Below are 17469 nucleotides of genomic sequence, written 5' to 3'. Positions count from 1 at the left end.
TGCATACCCCAACCCGCCCTGATTGTCCAGTCCCCCCCGCAAGCATCGTCGGACTTGACGCGGGCCCGAATCGTGACCATATTTCCCGGCAACGAAAATCGCCAAGGAGAACCCAGATGATCAAAAGCTTGAGTCTCAAGGCCGCCATCAACGACGCGGTCCAGGTTTTCCAGTTCGACCAGTGGCTCCGCTTCCACTATATTGTCGAAAAGGAAGACGGAACACTTTTCGTAAAAGTCCCCGAAGAGGTCATGCAGCGAATCAAGTCGGAGTACCCGCGCCTTCACAGCCTGGCCGAGGTGATGAACGACCATGCCATCACCCAGCAGTCCAGCCACGACACGGTGTGCGCGCACATCGCCTCCAATCTGGACGGCGAGAAGTACGACCCTTCCGTCGTCCCCAGAGTGTTTGACTCGCCGCAGTTCAAGATAGACATGTACGTCTTCAACATCTGGGTCAAAATGCACGAGTCCATTCTGGAACAGGAAGAGCTCTTCTTCTCCGACTGGGAACAGAGCTTCAACGAGTGGAAGGAACTGGACGAGGTCAAGGACTACCTCGCCAAACTCCGCAACACCGACCCTGAATCCCCTTCCTGCGAAACGGTTCAGTAGCCTTTTCGCTTCACGGCAGACGCTCCGGGCGCGGCGTTCCATGCGGGATGTCGCGCCCTTTTCTATTTGTCGGAGTCTTCCTTGACGTCGGTGACCTTGCCGCCCTTGCCGGTTATCACGACCTTTTTCTTGCCCGCCTTAACGGGGGTCGCGAGCAGCAGCGCGGGCACTGCGGCGAACCAACGTAAAAACCGTCTTCTTTCCATGATGCATCCTGTGCGCGAGACTTTGTACTGCAACAACCATAGCAAACCCCGTGCCCTGCGGCAAATCCCGGCTCGGGCATGGCGCGCCCGGACCTTCCCGGCAAAGGAAAACCGGAATCGCTGAAGCCAGCGTGCAAAATATTCCCGGATATGCAATAGTTGCCCTCTCAGGCTGCTTCGCACTGGCCGCGCCTGGCCGGAATCACGGGCACCGCTGACGCAGAATATGAAATTTACGGTTTTCATCACGCCAAAAAAAATATACTACGCCACGTCCGGCCGAGACCGGAACGGCCCGGAAATTAGTGTAATGGGGGGACCGGAATGACCACCGATCCGATCATTCGGTTGGACAATCTCGTGAAGAGATTCGACGACACCATCGTTCTGGACAGGGTAAGCCTCGACATAAGGGACGGCGAATTCCTGACCATCCTCGGCCCGAGCGGTTGCGGCAAGACAACCATCCTCAGACTCCTCGCCGGCTTCGAGACGCCCGACGAGGGCTCCATGCAGCTCGGCGGCGAGCGCATCAACGACAAGCCCGCCAACAGCCGCCGCGTCAACACCGTTTTTCAGAGTTACGCGCTTTTTCCGCACATGAGCGTACGCGACAACCTCGCCTTCGGCCTGAAGATGCACGGCGTCCCGGCCCGCGAAATCGACGAGCGCGTGAACGAGGCGCTGGACCTCGTGGACCTCGCGCATCTGGCCGACCGCATGCCGGACCGACTCTCCGGCGGGCAGCAGCAGCGCGTGGCCATAGCCCGCGCCGTGGTGAACAAGCCGCTGGCCCTGCTGCTGGACGAGCCGCTCTCGGCGCTGGACGCCAAGCTGCGCAAGCGGATGCAGGTCCGCCTCAAGCGCATGTGCCGTGAGCTGGGCATGACCTTCGTCTTCGTCACCCACGATCAGGAGGAGGCGTTCGCCATGTCCGACCGCGTGGTGGTCATGAACGAAGGCCGCATCGAGCAGATCGGCACCCCCGAAGAGGTCTACGAAGAGCCGGTCAACCTGTACGTGGCGCGGTTCGTGGGCGAAACAAGCATCCTCGACGGAGAAGCCGTCTCCAAGGACGGCGACACCCTGCACGCCATCGTGGAAGGTGTACCCTGCGAACTCAAGACTTCCAAGGATTTCGCACCGAGCCAGCCGATCAAGATCATCCTGCGGCCCGAAGACATCCTCGTGGAGTTGGAGGGCGACACGCAGCACGCCCTGTGGCTGCCCGGTACGGTGACGGAAACCGTGTACAAGGGCAGCACTTGGGACATGGTCATCGCCACCGACTCAGGCAAGAACATTCTCGTGACCGAGTTTTTCAACGAGGACGACGACCGCATCTGGCACAAGCCCGGCGACCGCATCGTGGTCAGCTGGTACAAGGGATGGGAGGTTGTACTGCCCGATGAAGATCAGGACGTCCCGCCTGTTTAGGCGCATTTCCCTCGGGTCGGCTGTCTTCTGGATGGCCGCCTTCGTGCTGGTTCCGAACCTGCTCATCCTGCTGACCAGTTTTCTGGAGCGGGACGAGGCCGCGTTCGTCGCGTTCGACTTTTCCCTGCACGGCTACACAACAATCCTGAGCCCGGTGTTTCTGGACGTGCTGCTCAAGTCCGTCTATCTGGCTGGCACCGCGACGCTCATCTGCCTGCTGGCCGCCTATCCATTCGCGTGGACACTGGCCCGGCTGCACTCCAGACACAAGGGGCTGCTGCTCCTGCTGGTCATGATCCCGTTCTGGACGAACTCACTGATCCGCACCTACGCCATGGTCTTCGTGCTCAAGGGACGCGGGGTCATCTCCATGATGCTCACCGGCCTCGGCTTTGCGGAGCGGCCTGTCTCCTTCATGTACAGCGAGTTCGCCATCTTCGCGGGGCTGACCTATACCCTGCTGCCGTTCATGATCCTGCCGCTATACTCATCCATCGAGAAGCTCGACGGCCGAATGATTGAAGCCGCAAAGGACCTCGGAGCCAGCGGTCTGCGCACCTTCTTCCACGTGGTGCTGCCCCTGACCCGGCCCGGCATCATCGCGGGCTGCATGATGGTATTTCTGCCCGCGCTGGGCATGTTCTTCATTCCGGACATCCTCGGCGGCGGCAAACACCTCATCGTGGGCAACTTCATCAAGAACCAGTTCCTTACCGCGCGCGACTGGCCCGTGGGCTCCGCCGCATCGGTGGTGCTGACGCTGCTCATGCTCGGCCTCATGTGGCTCTACGGCAGAAGCTCCCGCAAGCTGGGACAGCAGGGAGGCTCCGAACTGTGAGACGCTTTTCCACCGTGCTCCGGCTCCTGCCGGTCTACCTGTTTCTGTATCTGCCCATCATCGTGCTGGTGATCTTTTCCTTCAACGATTCCAAATACTCCACCGCGTGGAAGGGCTTCACGTGGAAGTGGTACGTCAAGCTCATGGGCAACGACCAGCTGCTGGACGCCGCTCTCAATTCCCTGACCATCGCGGTGCTGGCCGCCACGCTGGCCACCTGCCTCGGCACGCTGCTGGCCGTGGCGCTGTACCGCTACCGTTTCCACGGCAAGAACATCCTGAAGGCGGGCGTGTTCGTCATCATGATGAGCCCGGACATCGTCATGGGCGTGTCCCTGTTGCTGCTCTTCATGCTGCTGGGCATGGAGCCGGGATTCTGGCCCCTGCTCATCGCCCACGTGACCTTCTGCACGCCTTTCGTCACCGCCACGGTCATGTCGCGGCTCAACGGATTCGATCCACATTTGATTGAAGCGGCCGAAGACCTTTACGCAGGCGAATACAAGACCTTTAGGCACATCATTCTGCCCATGTGTCTGCCCGCAGTACTGGCCGGATGGCTGCTTTCGTTCACGCTGTCCATGGACGACGTGATCATCAGCTTTTTTGTAACGGGCCCCGACTTTGAAATTCTTCCGTTGCGCATATATGCAATGGTGAGGATGGGCGTGAAACCGGACGTCAACGCCCTGAGTGCGATCATGGTCGGCATCACCGTATGCCTTGTTTTCACTTCGCAACTGCTGATGAGGAAAAAGAAATGAAACGACTCGTGACCGTCGCCGCGCTTCTCGCCGCGGCACTGCTGTCTGCGGCCACGGCCTTTGCCGGTTCCGGAAAAGTGTACGTGTACAACTGGACCGAATACATCCCCGAGGGCGTGCTGGAGCAGTTCACGGAGGAGACCGGCATCGAGGTGGTCTACTCCACCTATGACAGCAACGAAGCCATGTATGCCAAGCTCAAGCTCATGGACGGCAAGGGCTTCGACGTCATCGTGCCCTCCACCTACTTCGTGAGCAAGATGCGCCGCGAAGGCCTGCTGCGCGAGCTCGACAAATCCATGCTTCCCAACTGGAAAAATCTTGACAAGGACTTCCTCGGCAAGAGCTTCGACCCCGAGGCCGCCTACTCGGTCCCATACAGCTGGGGCGGCAGCGGCCTCCTGCTGAACACCGAATGGTACGAGAACCCCGGATCCATGTCGTGGGACGACCTCTGGGACGAGAAGTACAAAGGACAGATCCAGCTGCAGAACGACGTTCGCGAAGTCTTCGGCATGGCGCTGGCGTCACTCGGCTACTCCATCAACGACACCGACCACGCGCACATTGAAGAGGCCTACGAGAAACTCAAGAAGCTCTTCCCCGCCGTGCGCACCTTCAACAACGACACGCCCAAGACGCCTTTCCTCAACGGGGAGGTTTCCGTGGGCATGATCTGGAACGGCGAGGCCTACGTGGCGTCGGGCGAAATCGAGTCTCTCGAGTTCCACTGGCCAGAAGAAGGCGGCATCATGTGGATGGACTGTCTGGCCATCCCCGCCGGCGCCGAGAACGTGGAGGAGGCGCACGCCTTCATCAACTACATCCTGCGCCCGGAAGTGGCGGCGCAGATGGTGCGCGAGTGGGGCTACGGCACCCCGAACAAGGCGGCCATGGACCTGCTGCCCGAAGAGCTGCGCAACAACCCGGTCATTTTCCCGCCCGCGGAAGTCATGAAGAAGTCCGACTTTCAGGATGACGTGGGAGAAGCCGTGGTTACCTACGAAAAATACTGGAACCTGCTCAAAAGCGGCAATTAAGCCCCCTACAGCTACCGTCCATGCAGGGCCGTCCCGAGTCTTCGGGGCGGCCCTTTTCATTTTTTCCGCTTCAAGCGCACCCCGACTTGCTTTCCTTTTTGCCGGGGTGTATACGTCTTTTTCATTCTTCACACGAAACATGGCCCACCGGAGAATTCATGCACATTTCGGAAGGCGTACTCACGGCACAGGTGCTCATCGGCGGAGGCCTGCTCGGCGCAGCGGGAACCGCCATCGGCCTTGGCAAAATGGATTACGACAAGGTCATGGGGGCAGCCATCATGTCCGCCGCGTTCTTCGTGGCCTCACTGATTCACGTCCCCATCGGCCCGGCCAACGCCCATCTGATACTCAACGGCCTGCTGGGCGTCATTCTGGGCTGGGCCGCGTTCCCCGCCATACTCACCGGCCTGCTTCTGCAGGCGGTTCTTTTTCAATACGGGGGCCTCACCGTGCTGTGCCTGAACACGTTCAACATGGCCGCCCCGGCCGTACTGTGCTGGTATGTCTTCGGCCCCATGCTCCGCTCAGGCGGCAGCCGCAGCTTTGCGGGCGCGTTCGCCTGCGGCTTTTCGGCGGTCCTTTTGAGCACATTGCTCACCGCCGCCTCGCTGGCCTTCTCCGGCGAAGCGTTCATTGCACCTGCCAAAGCAATGGCACTGGCCCACCTGCCCGTCATGATAATCGAAGGCATCGTCACCGGCTTCGCCTACACCTTTCTCGCCCGTGTCAAACCCGAAATCCTGCACGGCAGCGCCGCCTAGGAGTCCACATGCGCCACTTCATCCTTGCTCTCGCCCTCACCCTGTGTCTCCCCGCCCTCGCCCCGGCCCACGGAGTGAACATTTTCGCCTATGTCGACGGTGACCGCATCGTCACGGACAGCGGCTACAGCCGCAGCAACCGGGTCAACAAAGGGACTGTCACCGTGCACGCCCCCGACGGCCGGGAGCTGCTCTCAGGCACCACCGATGAAACTGGCCACTTCGCTTTCACCATACCGAAAGAGGCTCGCGACGGCAGCATGGACCTCAAGCTCGTCATACACGCCGGAGAAGGGCATCAGGCCGACTGGACCGTACGCGCCTCTGAGATAGTTCCGCAGGCTGCCCCCAGTCCCCCCGAAGGCGGCAATGACGCAGCGCCCTCCGCGAAGGCTGAACGAACCGGCGCACCTGTCCCGACAGAGGCCGACCTGCGGCGCATGGTTCGCGAAGAGCTTCGGAAGGAGCTGGCTCCCGTCAAGTCCATGCTCTCCCAGATGCAGGACAAGGGCCCAGGAATGAAGGAAATATTCGGCGGTATCGGTTGGCTTGTCGGCCTTGGCGGTCTGCTGGCATACGCTCGCTCCCGTCGCGGCTGAGCAGGTTTTCTTATCGAAAATCCGGACTTGCCAGCCTCTCGAATTTTTCCTACCATAATGGAATGAAATGTTGCATTGGCGTAATCGGTATTGATTTACCGTCCGAATTGATATATCCGCACATTTTGTAGGGAATAATCATGAGACTCACGACACGAAGCAGATACGGCACAAGGATGGCGCTGGACATTGCCCAGAACGGCCAGGAGACCCCGGTTCGCATCGGCGACATCGCCGAACGGCAGGGCGTTTCCGTCAAATACCTCGAAAAGCTCATTCGCGAACTCAAGATGGCCGGATTCATCAAGAGCAAGCGCGGCCCCCGCGGCGGCCACATGCTCGCCCGGGACCCGTCCGAGATCACGGTGGGAGAGATCGTGCGCGTTCTGGAAGGCGGCACCAGCCTCGTCGAGTGCACCGGCGATCCGTCCGTTTGCTCCCGTGCGGAGTCATGCCTGACGCGCTCTCTCTGGCAGCAGGCTGCGGAAGCCATGTACGACAAGCTCAACTCCATCACGCTCTCAGAGCTTCTCAGTGACGTGGGCCAGTGCTCGGAGCCGGATAAAATCGGCACCCCCCTCTTCTGATTCAAAGAACCAAGATGGTATCTCAAGGCCGTCCCCGATATCGGGGTCGGCCTTTTTTACGCACATCAATATACGTCATTATAATAATTCGCCCACACGTTTGATCTGATACGGTTTTCAATAATCGGACGTGCAGCCCGGCAGTCTTCTGGCGACGGGGTTTCTGGCCATGAGACAGCTTGAAGCGGGCACACGAGCCGCCTGGACGGGAACCGCCAAACATCAGGAGTGAAAATGCTCAAGAACATGAGCGTCAAATGGAAAACACTGGGCATAGCGGTCGCGGGCCCGGTCATCGTGGCGCTGATCATGGCGTATCAGGAAGTGCGAGCCATTCGTACCGGTGCGGACGAGTCGTTGCTGGAAAAAAGCAGGGCCATCGTCCTCATGGCGGAAGCCGCGAGAACTGAAATGTCCAACAAGCTGGCCAAGGGAATCATCAGACCGCTCGATGAACTCCCGGATGAGAAGGTGGTTCAGGCCGTCCCGGTCATCACGGCCATCCGCATGGCGGAAACCAATGCGGAAAAAGCCGGATACAAGTTCCGAGTCCCCAAGGAGGACCCGCGAAACCCGAAGAACAAACCCACCGAGTTGGAACGGAAGGTCCTGCGGGAGATGAAGGCCGAGAATCTCACCGAGAAAGTCGTCCATGAAGAAAACCAGATACGGTATTTTCGCGCAATCCGGCTGACGGAGGATTGTCTATACTGCCACGGATACCCGTCCGGGGAAAAGGATGCCGTGGGCGGCACCAAGGAAGGCTGGAAAGCCGGAGAAATACACGGGGCGTTCGAGATCATCACCTCTCTTGAAGAGGCGAACGCCAAGGTCCGCTCCGCCGCACTTTCCACCACAGCCTGGACCATGCTCATCCTCGCGGGCATCGCCACAGCGGTCTGGATGCTGATGCGCAGCTCGGTCATACGTCCGCTGTTCAGCATCAAGGGCCTGTCGGAGTCCATGGCATCCGGCGACTTCACGACAAAGCTCGACACTGACTCGCGAGACGAGATCGGCCTTGTCAGCCGCTCCCTGAACAGGATGGTCGGCTCACTGTCCGGCGTCATCGCCCGGGTCCGGAACGTGACCATCGGCGTGGCGGACATGAGTCAGGAACTTTCCGGAGCGGCGAACAGCCTCTCGGCAGGCGCTTCGCAACAGGCCGCCAACATTGAGCAGGTGGCTTCCAGCGTTGCGCAGATCACGAGCAGTATCGGCCAGACAGCCGAGAACTCAGACAACACGGAGTCCATAGCGAACAAGGCCGCCAGCGATGCGGAGGAGTGCGGCAATGCCCTTGGCGAAGCGCTGGACGCGCTGAAGCATATTGCGGAAAAGATTTCCATCATCGAGGAAATCGCACGCCAGACCAATCTGCTGGCGCTGAACGCCGCCATCGAGGCCGCCCGCGCCGGAGAAGCAGGCAAGGGATTCGCCGTCGTAGCCGCAGAAGTCCGCAAGCTCGCGGAGCGAAGCGGCAATGCGGCAGGTGAAATCAGCGAGCTCTCCAATTCAAGCGTTCAGGTCGCGGACCGCGCGGGCAAACTCCTTGCGGACCTCGTGCCCGACATCAAGCGCACGGCGGAGCTGGTTCAGGAGATTTCCTCCGCCTGCAACGAGCAGAGTTCCGGCGCGGAGCAGATCAACACGGCCATACAGGACCTGGACGACGTGATCCAGCAAAATGCCGCAGCAGCCGAACAGATTGCCTCCACGGCCAACGGCCTCTCCGATCAGTCTGACGACCTCAAGGACACCACGGCGTTTTTCCGGGTGAATGAAACCGAGGACAGTTATGATGACGATGACCTTGCCCCCGACATGAAGCAGCTGCCGGAATAGCCTCCTCCCCGGCAGTGGGTACGGGTGCGGAAATGGTTCCGCACCCGTTTTTTCTGTGCTCCCGCCATTGAAACAATGCATTCGATTGCCGCCTCTCGGGGCAAAAAAAGGCCGCCCTTCCGTGCGGCCTCGCTTATCGACATGGGTCCTGCCTACGCAGGTGGCAGCGGCTGGCGCTTATTGTCGCCATGGCGTTCCTTGACCTTGAAGAAGCCCATCACACGCAGAAGCTGTTCGGCCTGTGCGCTGAGCTCCTCGGCTGTGGAGGCCAGCTCCTCGGAGGCGGCGGCATTGTTCTGGACAACCCCGTCCAGTTCCCGGATGGCCGTGGCGATCTCCTTGACTCCCGAGCCCTGCTCTTCACTGGCGCTGACGATTTCCTTGACCAGCTCGGCGGTGCGCTGAATGTCGGGGACCATGTTGCGCAGCAGTTCGCCGGCTTCATCCGCCTTGCCGAGCGTGGCGGAAGACAGTTCGCCGATCTCGGCGGCGGCGCCGCCGCTTCGCTCCGCGAGCTTGCGGACTTCCGCCGCGACCACGGCGAATCCCTTGCCCGCTTCGCCCGCGCGGGCAGCCTCGATGGCGGCGTTCAGCGCCAACAGGTTGGTCTGACGCGCTATCTCTTCAATAATGGAAATCTTCTGCGCGATGTCCTTCATGGACTCCACGGCCTCGAGCATGGTGTCCCCGCCCCGTTCGGCATCCTGCGCGGACTTGACCGCGATTCGCTCGGTCTCGCGGGCATTTTCCGAATTTCGCTCGATGTTGCCCAGCATCTCTTCCACGGAAGACGAGACCTGCTCCACGGAGGCCGCCTGCGAGCTGGCTCCGGAGGAAAGGTCGTTGGCAGAGTTGCTCACCTCGTGACTGCCGTCGCCCACGTTTTCCGCCGTGCTCTTGACTTCACCCACGATGCCGCTGAGCTTCTCGGTCATGCTCTTGAGGGTGTTGTTCACCATCCCCGGCAGATCAAGATACTGAATGGAGAACGAGCGGGTCAGATCGCCCTTCGCGACCATGCCCGCGGCCTCCACCGACACCTCGAGCGGCTTGACGATGCTCCGGTTGATGAAAAGACACAGCGGCAGGATGACAATGATGAAGAAGCCGACAACAGCGGCCCCGACGCCCCATGTATACGAATCGGTTACAGTGTCGATCTTGGATTCGAGGGCCTTGCGCTCCGCGGCGACATTATCCATGTAGACGCCGGTCCCGATCCACATGTCGGTGCCGGGAATCATTTCGGCATAGGAAACCTTGGGCTGGTCGCCCTTGCCCGGCTTGGGAAAGACGTAGTTCACGAACCCACCCCCGGATGCCGCCTGCCGGCTCAGTTCGGTCACGAAGCGTACGCCGTTAACGTCCTCGGCGCCTCCCAGGTCCTTGCCTTGCAGTTCGGGCTTGGGCGGTACGCTGACCACCGTGGTTCCACGGTAGACGAAGAAATAGCCGGACTTGTCCTTTTCGAAACGGATGTCCTTGATGAGTCCGCGGATGACATCATCCCGCTCATTCTGCGGCACATTTTGCACCGCCTCGGAAAGCGCCAGCGCCAGCGAATGAGTCGAGACCTCGAGCTTGCGGTGCTCGCCTTTGGTCATGGCTTCCACGGAATTGTCGATTCCTATGTCGGCAACGGAGCCAATCCCCTGCAGGAACACAAACAGACACACGGCGGAAAAAACCGCCATGAGCCCTGTCAGTCCGAGCATTCGGGCGTTGATTGAAAGTCTGCGCAACATGTCATCCCCCTCGATAATGGAAAGTTTTACGCAAAATTAGCAGTAAACAGCGGGCGTGTCTGTGATAATTTTCATGCCAACAAAAAAGGGCACCTCGAGGGTGCCCTTTGCGCAGGTCATGTTCGAACGAATCTACTCGGCAACCACTTTGCTCAGGAAGTCCCTGAGTCTGGGGTGCTTGGGGTTGGAGAAAAACTCTTCGGGCTCCGCCTCTTCCTGAATGCGGCCTTCGTCGATGAAGATGACGCGGTCGGCCACTTCCTTGGCAAAGCCCATCTCGTGGGTCACCACGACCATGGTCATGCCCTCGCGGGCCAGACGCTTCATGACTTCGAGCACTTCACCGACCAGCTCCGGGTCCAGCGCGGAGGTGGGCTCGTCAAAGAGGATGACCTTGGGGCGCAGAGCGAGCGAGCGCGCTATTGCCACACGCTGCTTCTGGCCGCCGGAGAGCTGGTCCGGGTAGTTGTGCGCCTTGTCTTCGAGTCCGACCTTGGCGAGCAGGTCGAGGCCGAGCGAGTTGGCCTCGTTGCGGGTCATGCCGCGAACCTTGATGGGGCCGAGCGTCACGTTGTCCAGCACCGACATGTGAGGGAAAAGGTTGAACTGCTGGAAGACCATGGTGGCCTCGGTGCGGACGTAGTTGATGTCCGTTCGGGGATCCATGATGTCGAACCCGTCGACCACGATGGTGCCGTCGGTGGGCTCCTCCAGCTTGTTGATACAGCGCAGCACGGTGGATTTGCCGGAGCCCGAAGGCCCGAGAATGACCACCACCTCGCCCTGCTTCACGTGCAGGTCAACGCCCTTGAGAACCTGAAAGTCCCCGAAACTCTTGTGCAGCTTATCTATCTTGATCACGGGCGGCCTCCTAGCGCTTGCTCTTCAGATGCAGTCGCTTTTCCACGACGTTGAGCACCTTGGCGATGGACATGGTCATGGCGAGATACATCAGCCCGACGGTCAGGTAGACCTCGAAGGCGCGGAAGTTCACGGCCACAATCTCGTCGCCGGTGCGCAGCAGCTCGCCCACCCCGATGATCATGAGCAGGGACGTGTCCTTGAGGCTGATGATGAACTGGTTGCCAAGCGGCGGAATCATGCGCTTGAAGGCCTGTGGCCAGATGATGTAGCGCATGGTCTGGCCCCGCGTCAGGCCGATGGTCCGCCCCGCCTCCATCTGGCCAACGTCGATGGACTGCACCGCGCCGCGCACGATCTCGGCGATGTAGGCGCCGGAGTTGATGGCGATGATGATTATCCCTGCCGCGAGAGCGGAAATGCGGATGCCAAGGGCCATCGGCAGGCCGAAGTAGAGGAACATCGCCTGAACGAGCATTGGCGTACCGCGAATCACCTCGACGTATACCCCTGCGATCTTTCGCACGAGCATGCTTCTGGACAGTTTCATCAATCCCGCCACGGCTCCGAGGGCGAAGCCGAACATCAGACCGCCGAGGGTGATGACGATGGTCATCCCAGCGCCCGACATCAAGGTGGGGACCGAGTCGATCATCACGGAAGGTTCGAAATCAAAGGCCATGGCTATATTCCCGATGAGTATGAAAAAAGTGCGGGGAGGCCCAAGGCCTCCCCGTAAACATTATTCAGCTATTGCGACGAGTTACTCGGGAGCAACTCCAAACCACTTGGTGTAGATTTCGGCGTAGGTGCCGTTTTCGCGCAGGGTCTTGAGTGCGGCGTTGACCTTTTCCACGAGGTCGGAGCCCTTGGGAAAGCCAATGCCGTAGGGCTGGCCCTGGTAGAGGTCGCCGACGACCTTGACCTTGCCCTGACCACGCTTGCCGATGAAGTTTTCGACAACGGGCTTGTCGAACATCACCGCGTCGACGCCGCCGGTCATGAGTTCCATGAACATCGCGTTATCGTTGGGGAACAGCTTGAGTTCCTCGGGCTTGGCGTTTTCCTTGAGGTACTTCTCGGAGGTGGTGCCCTGCTTGGTGGCCACCATTTTGCCGTCGAGGTCGTCGATGCCCTTGATGTCGGAATCGCTCGGAACCGCGATCAGCAGACCGGACTTGTAGTAGCCGTCGGAAAAGTCGATGGTCTTCTTGCGCTCTTCGGTGATGGACATGCCGGCGATGCCCGCATCCAGCTGACCGGCCTGAAGGCCCGGCACGATGCCCTTGAAGGCCATGGGCTGCAGCTCGTATTCCACGCCGATTTCCTTGGCGATGGCGTCCCAGAGTTCCACGTCGAAACCGGTGTGCTCGCCGGTGTCGGGGTCCTTGAATTCAAACGGGGGGAAGTTGGTGTCGGTGGCCACGACGAGCTTGCCGGCAAACGCGGGCGCGCACATGGCGACGGTCACGACAACGGCACACAGAAGGGTCAGAATGCGTTTCATGGGTTACCTCTCTCTCTGGTTGCGGTTCTTGCGGGAAGGTCTCCCGCTCACGGCCCCGCGTCGGGGCGGGATGGCGCAATCGGAAGGACGGCTCTCTCCGTCCTTATCTGAAGCCCGGTTGTTTTGCACCATAATGAGATTTTTTTCAAGCCTGACGAACATCGCCGGATTGCCGTCGCAATCATTGAAAAAATCGCCGCTTCGTCCGCACAGCTTCAGCTGTTGTCCAAGAGCTCCCTCACCTGCTTCAGCATGCGCTCGGCCTGCATGTCGGCTCCCGGCACATCCTCCGTGCGGTAGGCCTCCAGCGCATCCGCGTAGGCCTTCTCGGCCTCCCGGAGCCTGTCGGGATCGTTCATGGCCTGCCCCAGCGTGAGCGCCACGCCGCCCTGCGCCTGCCTTGCCTGTGCCCAGTTGAGCGGCAGCTCCTCACGGGTCCAGAGGCTCAGACAGTTCTCCAGCGCCTCGGCGGCCTCACCCATCAACTCAACGTCGCAGTCTCCGAACTGCTGGGACATGAGCAGCGCGTCCGCAAGGCTGTAGTTGAGCGAAGCCCACCAGTCCGGCTGGACGTCATGGGTTATGACAGCCAGCATGGAGCGCAGGATCCTCGCGGTGGCGAGGTACGCCTCGGGCGTGCCGACCATGACCGCGCGGCGGCCTCTGGCCATGGCCATGTTGCTCATGAGACGGGACCAGGTGTCCCGATCGTTTTCGAGCGTATACACCTTCAGCGCGTTCTCATAGGCCTCGGAAGCCTTGGCGAGCGCGACCTCGTCATCGCCCATGTGCCCCTTGCCGTAGAGGATGTTCCCCATGTTCACCCAAGCGTCCGCCCAGCGCGCCGGATTGCGGGTGCGGTTGTATATGCCCAGCGCCTTGCGGCAGGCGTTCTCCGCTTCCCGAAAGAACTCCTTCTCCCCCTCTTCGGCGAGCTGGCGCAGCCGAACGGCAAGGTTGTTCTGGATACCAGCCCACCTGAGGGGCTCCTTGGCCTTCTTCACCTGCTTGAGCCCTGCCCGATACTGCTCCACCATTTCCAGAAGTTCCTGCCTGTCAGCCACGTTGTCCTCCTTGCCCTTCGGGGGTATTTCAGGCGTGGATTCTGCCCGAAATCCGCCTCGGGCACAAACCCCGGAATAATAGAAGGTGACGTATCACCTAACAAGATTCTTGACTTGAGGCGGTATTTCTGCACCATTGGCGGATGGTGCAAGACAGTATCAGACTCTCCCCGCTCGAAGACGGCGCCCATTCGCAATGGGATGATCAGTTCATCGACTCGCTGTTCCTCCCGGTCTTCGAAGTGCGAGAGGACGGCGCCATAATTTATATCAATGTGGCCGGGAAGGACCTTCTGGGTATTGAAGACGACAGGGACATCCCGGCGCTTGCGACCGACGTGCTGCACCCGCAGGACAGGGACCGCTTTCTCACCGAACTGCGGTCCGCCGGAAGACTGCCCAGCCAGAGAAACGAGTACAGGCTGACGCCGGGGAACGGGTCGATCATCCACGTCACCGGCTCCATGGCCCCCTGCAGAAAAGACGAAGACCTTGTCGTGCAGCGGGGCTTTTTTGTGGACATCTCCCCGGTTGTCGAAGCCGAACAACAGCTTCGCATCAGCGACGAACGCTACGCGCTCGTGACCCGCGGAGCCAACGACGGCATCTGGGACTGGGACCTCCTCACCGACGAAGTCTATTTCTCCCCGCGCTACAAGGAGATCATCGGCTACGCGGAGGACGAGTTCGCCAACCACGCGGATGAGTGGCGGCGGCGCATCCACCCGGACGATCTGGACATGGTCGTGGAGGAGAACATGCGCTGCGTGCGTGGCGAGACCGATCAGTTCGAGGTCGAGTTCCGCATGCTGCACCGCGACGGCAACTGGAAGTGGATTCTCGGGCGCGGCGCGGGACTTGCCGACGAGGAAGGCAAGGTCATCCGACTCGCGGGCACCCACACCGACATCAGCCGCAGCAAGAACGCCGAGGCCGCCCTGCGGGCCAGCGAGGAACTGCACAGCGCCCTCTCCAGAGCCAGCTTCGAAGCCGTGCTCATTATCGAAAACGGCGTCATCGTGGCCGCCAACGAAGCCACGCGCAGGCTCTTCGGGCACGGCCTCTCCGAGATCGGCGGCAGGGCGCCTTCATCCCTCATGAGCCCTTCATCGCGCGCCCTCGTACGCCAGCATCTGCACAGGGACAGCGGGGCAGCCTTCGAGGCCACCGGCCAGAAGCTCGACGGCGGCACGTTTCACGCCGAGCTGCGCAGCCGGAGCTTCCGCTATCAGGGCCGCCAGACGCAGGTCCTGAGCATCCGCGACATTTCCCGCCGCAAGCAGGCCGAGGAGCGCTATCGTACCATCTTCGAAAACGCACTCGAGGGGATCTACCAGAGCACGCCGGAGGGCCGGTTCATCACAGCCAACTCCACCCTCGCCACCATGCTCGGTTACGACTCACCGACCCAGCTCATGGAAGAGGTCACCAACATTGGGGACCAGATCTACATCGACCGCAGGGAAAGAAACGAGCTCGTCAGACAGCTCTCCCTGCACGGGCAGGTGCGCGACTTCGAGACGCGGGTTCGCAAACGCGACGGCTCGCTGGTCTGGATTTCGCAGTCCGTTCGCGCGGAAGTCGACAGCTCCGGCGGGTTCCTGCATTACGAAGGCTTCGCGCAGGACATCACGACCCGCAAGACCAATGAACTCATCTCCGGCGCCCTGTACAAGATTTCCCGGGCGGTCAGCGCCACCGCAGACCTCACCGAACTGTACCAGACCATTCATCAGGTGCTTCGGGAGGCCATCAACGCAAACAATTTCTTCATCGCGCGAGTCTACGCCGAGGAAAATCGACTCTCCTTTTCGCATTTCAAGGACGAGCGCGACCACATGTACGACCTGTTCGACATCGACAACCCCGAGACGAGAGGGTTGACGCTGGATGTGGTGCGCGACGGAAGGTCGCTGCTGCTCAAGCGCGAACAGCTGGAACGGGAGATGGCGGAAGGCAAGCGCGTTGTCCGGGGGACCATCCCCGCGGTCTGGATCGGCGTTCCCCTCACTTCGCGGGGCAAAATCATCGGCGCCATGGCGGTGCAGGATTATGAAAACCCCAACCAGTTCACCGAGCGCGACGTGCTCTTTCTGGAATCGGTTTCCGACCAGATCGCCCTCGCCATCGAACGCAAAAGCAACGAAGAGCGGATCATCCGCCTGAACGAAACGCTTGAAAGCAAGGTCGTGCAGCGAACCGCCGAACTGGAGAGAAAGGCCTGCGAACTCGAGGCCGCCAACCTCCGCCTCCGGGAACTGGACCAGCTCAAATCCACGCTCATTTCCTCCATCTCCCACGAGCTCCGCACGCCGCTGACCTCCATCCGCGGGTTCGCCAAGATCGTGGCGCGCGACATTTCCCGCAAGCTGTGCCCCATGTTGGAGCCGGATGTCTCCGACAGGCTTACCGGTCGCATGATCGGCAACCTCTCGATAATCGAGAGCGAAGGTGAACGGCTCACGCGGCTCATCAACGATTTTCTGGATCTGAGCCGCATCGAGTCCGGCAAGACCTTCTGGAACGATGTGGAGTTCGACCCGGTACCGCTGCTGCGCGAGACGGGGCACTCCATCGCGGGCCAGCTCGCCGGGCGTCCGGTGGAACTTGAAGTTGACGTGCCCGACGGGCTGCCGCTGGTCGTCATGGACAAGGACAGGCTGAAGCAGGTCATGATCAACCTGCTGAACAACGCGGCCAAGTTCACGGATCACGGGCGGATACGCGTACTTGCCGGAGAGGCGGACGAGAGGCTTTTCGTACGGGTGGAAGACACAGGCATCGGCATAGCGCCGGAGCATCACCGCCAGATTTTCGACCGCTTTCACAAGGCAGGCGAAGGAGACACGGTCCCCGGCAGGGGCGGGACCGGCCTCGGCCTTTCCATCTGCAAGGAAATCGTGGAACACTACGGCGGCGAGGTCCACCTGGACTCGCAGCCGGAACAGGGGAGCCGTTTTACGGTTTTCCTTCCGAAAAAAACGGCTGTTTTTTCATCCAGAGCGTCATGAACCGTTTTTCTGCTCGGCCCACTTCCCGATACCGTCGAGCAGCACGAAACTCTCCGTAGAGGTGATGCCCCCGACCTCGGAAAGGTCGTCGATAAGAAAACGCCGGAGTTCGTCGCGGGAATTCACGAAAACCTCCACCATCAGATCGAACCGGCCGGAGACGTTGACGACGGACTGAACGCCCGGCAGCCCGGCGATACGGCTCATGATCTCCCGGCTTGCGGGATTGGCGAGGTTGAGCCCGACCAGCGCCAGCAGCGAGTCGCCAAAGTACAGGGGATTCACGGAAGCGGAGATGCGCAGGTAACCGCTCTTGACCATGCGTTCCGTGCGCAAACGCACGGTTCCGTCGGACACGCCGAGCTTTTTGGCGATGTTTTTGTAGGATTCCCTGCCGTTTTTTTCCAGTTCGGCAATAATGGCCTTGTCGGTGTCGTCGAGCACGAGTGATTTGCTTTTCACAACTCTTCCTTCCCGTTGTTGGCGTATCGTGGATAAATTCAGCCGGTTAGTTTATATAGTAGGCATTTAACACCCGCGTCAACACTATGGTGCAAGATGCCTCTTGATTCGTATCTCCTTTT

Annotated in this window: 17 protein-coding genes; 10 read left to right on the top strand and 7 right to left on the bottom strand. The window is 60.4% G+C overall.

Annotation, left to right across the window (positions count from 1 at the left end; genetic code table 11):
- Positions 1 to 116: 116 nt before the first annotated feature.
- A complete protein-coding gene (locus tag BR24_RS04580; RefSeq protein ID WP_496540319.1) occupies positions 117 to 617 on the top strand; it encodes a hypothetical protein in 501 nt (166 codons plus the stop codon).
- Between the two features lie 62 nt (positions 618 to 679).
- Here the strand turns inward: BR24_RS04580 and BR24_RS04575 are convergent, their stop codons facing one another.
- On the bottom strand, positions 680 to 823 hold the full coding sequence (locus BR24_RS04575) for a hypothetical protein (RefSeq protein WP_496540318.1): 144 nt from the start codon (positions 821 to 823) through the stop codon (positions 680 to 682).
- A 324-nt stretch (positions 824 to 1147) separates the two neighbouring features.
- On the opposite strand from BR24_RS04575, the gene potA reads away from it, so the two are divergent.
- From potA to BR24_RS04535, 8 genes are all read left to right on the top strand, one after another.
- Entirely contained in the window at positions 1148 to 2260 is a 1113-nt protein-coding gene (gene potA, locus BR24_RS04570) for a spermidine/putrescine ABC transporter ATP-binding protein PotA (protein ID WP_496540317.1), read from the top strand.
- Positions 2232 to 3098, top strand: a complete 867-nt coding sequence (gene potB, locus BR24_RS04565; protein ID WP_496540316.1) for a spermidine/putrescine ABC transporter permease PotB — start codon at positions 2232 to 2234, stop codon at positions 3096 to 3098. The genes potA and potB overlap by 29 nt, the downstream gene beginning before the upstream one ends.
- Positions 3095 to 3862, top strand: a complete 768-nt coding sequence (potC, locus tag BR24_RS04560) for a spermidine/putrescine ABC transporter permease PotC (RefSeq protein ID WP_496540315.1) — start codon at positions 3095 to 3097, stop codon at positions 3860 to 3862. The genes potB and potC overlap by 4 nt, the downstream gene beginning before the upstream one ends.
- The gene (locus tag BR24_RS04555; RefSeq protein ID WP_496540314.1) at positions 3859 to 4902 is read left to right on the top strand and encodes an ABC transporter substrate-binding protein; all 1044 of its coding nucleotides are present in this window, start codon (positions 3859 to 3861) and stop codon (positions 4900 to 4902) included. Before potC ends, BR24_RS04555 begins: the two co-directional genes overlap by 4 nt.
- A gap of 158 nt (positions 4903 to 5060) precedes the next feature.
- Positions 5061 to 5666 (top strand): cobalt transporter CbiM, encoded by a 606-nt coding sequence (gene cbiM, locus BR24_RS04550; RefSeq protein WP_496540313.1) that lies wholly within the window; start codon positions 5061 to 5063, stop codon positions 5664 to 5666.
- 8 nt (positions 5667 to 5674) lie between these two features.
- The gene (locus tag BR24_RS04545) at positions 5675 to 6265 is read left to right on the top strand and encodes a NikL family nickel/cobalt ECF transporter subunit (RefSeq protein WP_496540312.1); all 591 of its coding nucleotides are present in this window, start codon (positions 5675 to 5677) and stop codon (positions 6263 to 6265) included.
- 140 nt (positions 6266 to 6405) lie between these two features.
- Positions 6406 to 6852, top strand: a complete 447-nt coding sequence (locus tag BR24_RS04540) for an RrF2 family transcriptional regulator (protein ID WP_496540311.1) — start codon at positions 6406 to 6408, stop codon at positions 6850 to 6852.
- 234 nt (positions 6853 to 7086) lie between these two features.
- On the top strand, positions 7087 to 8697 hold the full coding sequence (locus BR24_RS04535; RefSeq protein ID WP_496540310.1) for a methyl-accepting chemotaxis protein: 1611 nt from the start codon (positions 7087 to 7089) through the stop codon (positions 8695 to 8697).
- Positions 8698 to 8849: 152 nt separating this feature from the next.
- On the opposite strand, the gene BR24_RS04530 is transcribed toward BR24_RS04535, so the two are convergent.
- The 5 genes from BR24_RS04530 to BR24_RS04510 all read right to left on the bottom strand — a co-directional run bounded on the left by BR24_RS04530 (position 8850) and on the right by BR24_RS04510 (position 13874).
- The gene (locus BR24_RS04530; RefSeq protein ID WP_496540309.1) at positions 8850 to 10442 is read right to left on the bottom strand and encodes a methyl-accepting chemotaxis protein; all 1593 of its coding nucleotides are present in this window, start codon (positions 10440 to 10442) and stop codon (positions 8850 to 8852) included.
- A gap of 132 nt (positions 10443 to 10574) precedes the next feature.
- Positions 10575 to 11303: an amino acid ABC transporter ATP-binding protein gene (locus BR24_RS04525; protein ID WP_496540308.1), complete on the bottom strand. Its 729-nt coding sequence runs from the start codon at positions 11301 to 11303 to the stop codon at positions 10575 to 10577.
- 10 nt (positions 11304 to 11313) lie between these two features.
- Positions 11314 to 11985 (bottom strand): amino acid ABC transporter permease, encoded by a 672-nt coding sequence (locus BR24_RS04520; RefSeq protein ID WP_496540307.1) that lies wholly within the window; start codon positions 11983 to 11985, stop codon positions 11314 to 11316.
- Between the two features lie 81 nt (positions 11986 to 12066).
- The gene (gene glnH, locus BR24_RS04515) at positions 12067 to 12810 is read right to left on the bottom strand and encodes a glutamine ABC transporter substrate-binding protein GlnH (RefSeq protein ID WP_496540306.1); all 744 of its coding nucleotides are present in this window, start codon (positions 12808 to 12810) and stop codon (positions 12067 to 12069) included.
- A 215-nt stretch (positions 12811 to 13025) separates the two neighbouring features.
- Positions 13026 to 13874 (bottom strand): hypothetical protein, encoded by an 849-nt coding sequence (locus BR24_RS04510; RefSeq protein ID WP_496540305.1) that lies wholly within the window; start codon positions 13872 to 13874, stop codon positions 13026 to 13028.
- Between the two features lie 143 nt (positions 13875 to 14017).
- Here BR24_RS04510 and BR24_RS04505 point away from each other — a divergent pair, with 143 nt between their 5' ends.
- Positions 14018 to 16885 carry a PAS domain S-box protein gene (locus BR24_RS04505; RefSeq protein ID WP_496540304.1) on the top strand — a complete coding sequence of 956 codons (2868 nt, stop codon included), beginning with the start codon at positions 14018 to 14020 and terminating at the stop codon, positions 16883 to 16885.
- Here BR24_RS04505 and BR24_RS04500 read toward each other — a convergent pair.
- Positions 16880 to 17347 carry an Lrp/AsnC family transcriptional regulator gene (locus BR24_RS04500; protein WP_496540303.1) on the bottom strand — a complete coding sequence of 156 codons (468 nt, stop codon included), beginning with the start codon at positions 17345 to 17347 and terminating at the stop codon, positions 16880 to 16882. The two genes, BR24_RS04505 and BR24_RS04500, sit on opposite strands and share 6 nt — an antisense overlap.
- Positions 17348 to 17469 lie beyond the last annotated feature (122 nt).

The sequence above is a fragment of the Pseudodesulfovibrio halophilus DSM 5663 genome, from assembly GCF_059568665.1.
The sequence above is the reverse complement of the archived record's forward strand: the minus strand, read 5'-3'. Positions and strand labels throughout refer to the sequence as shown.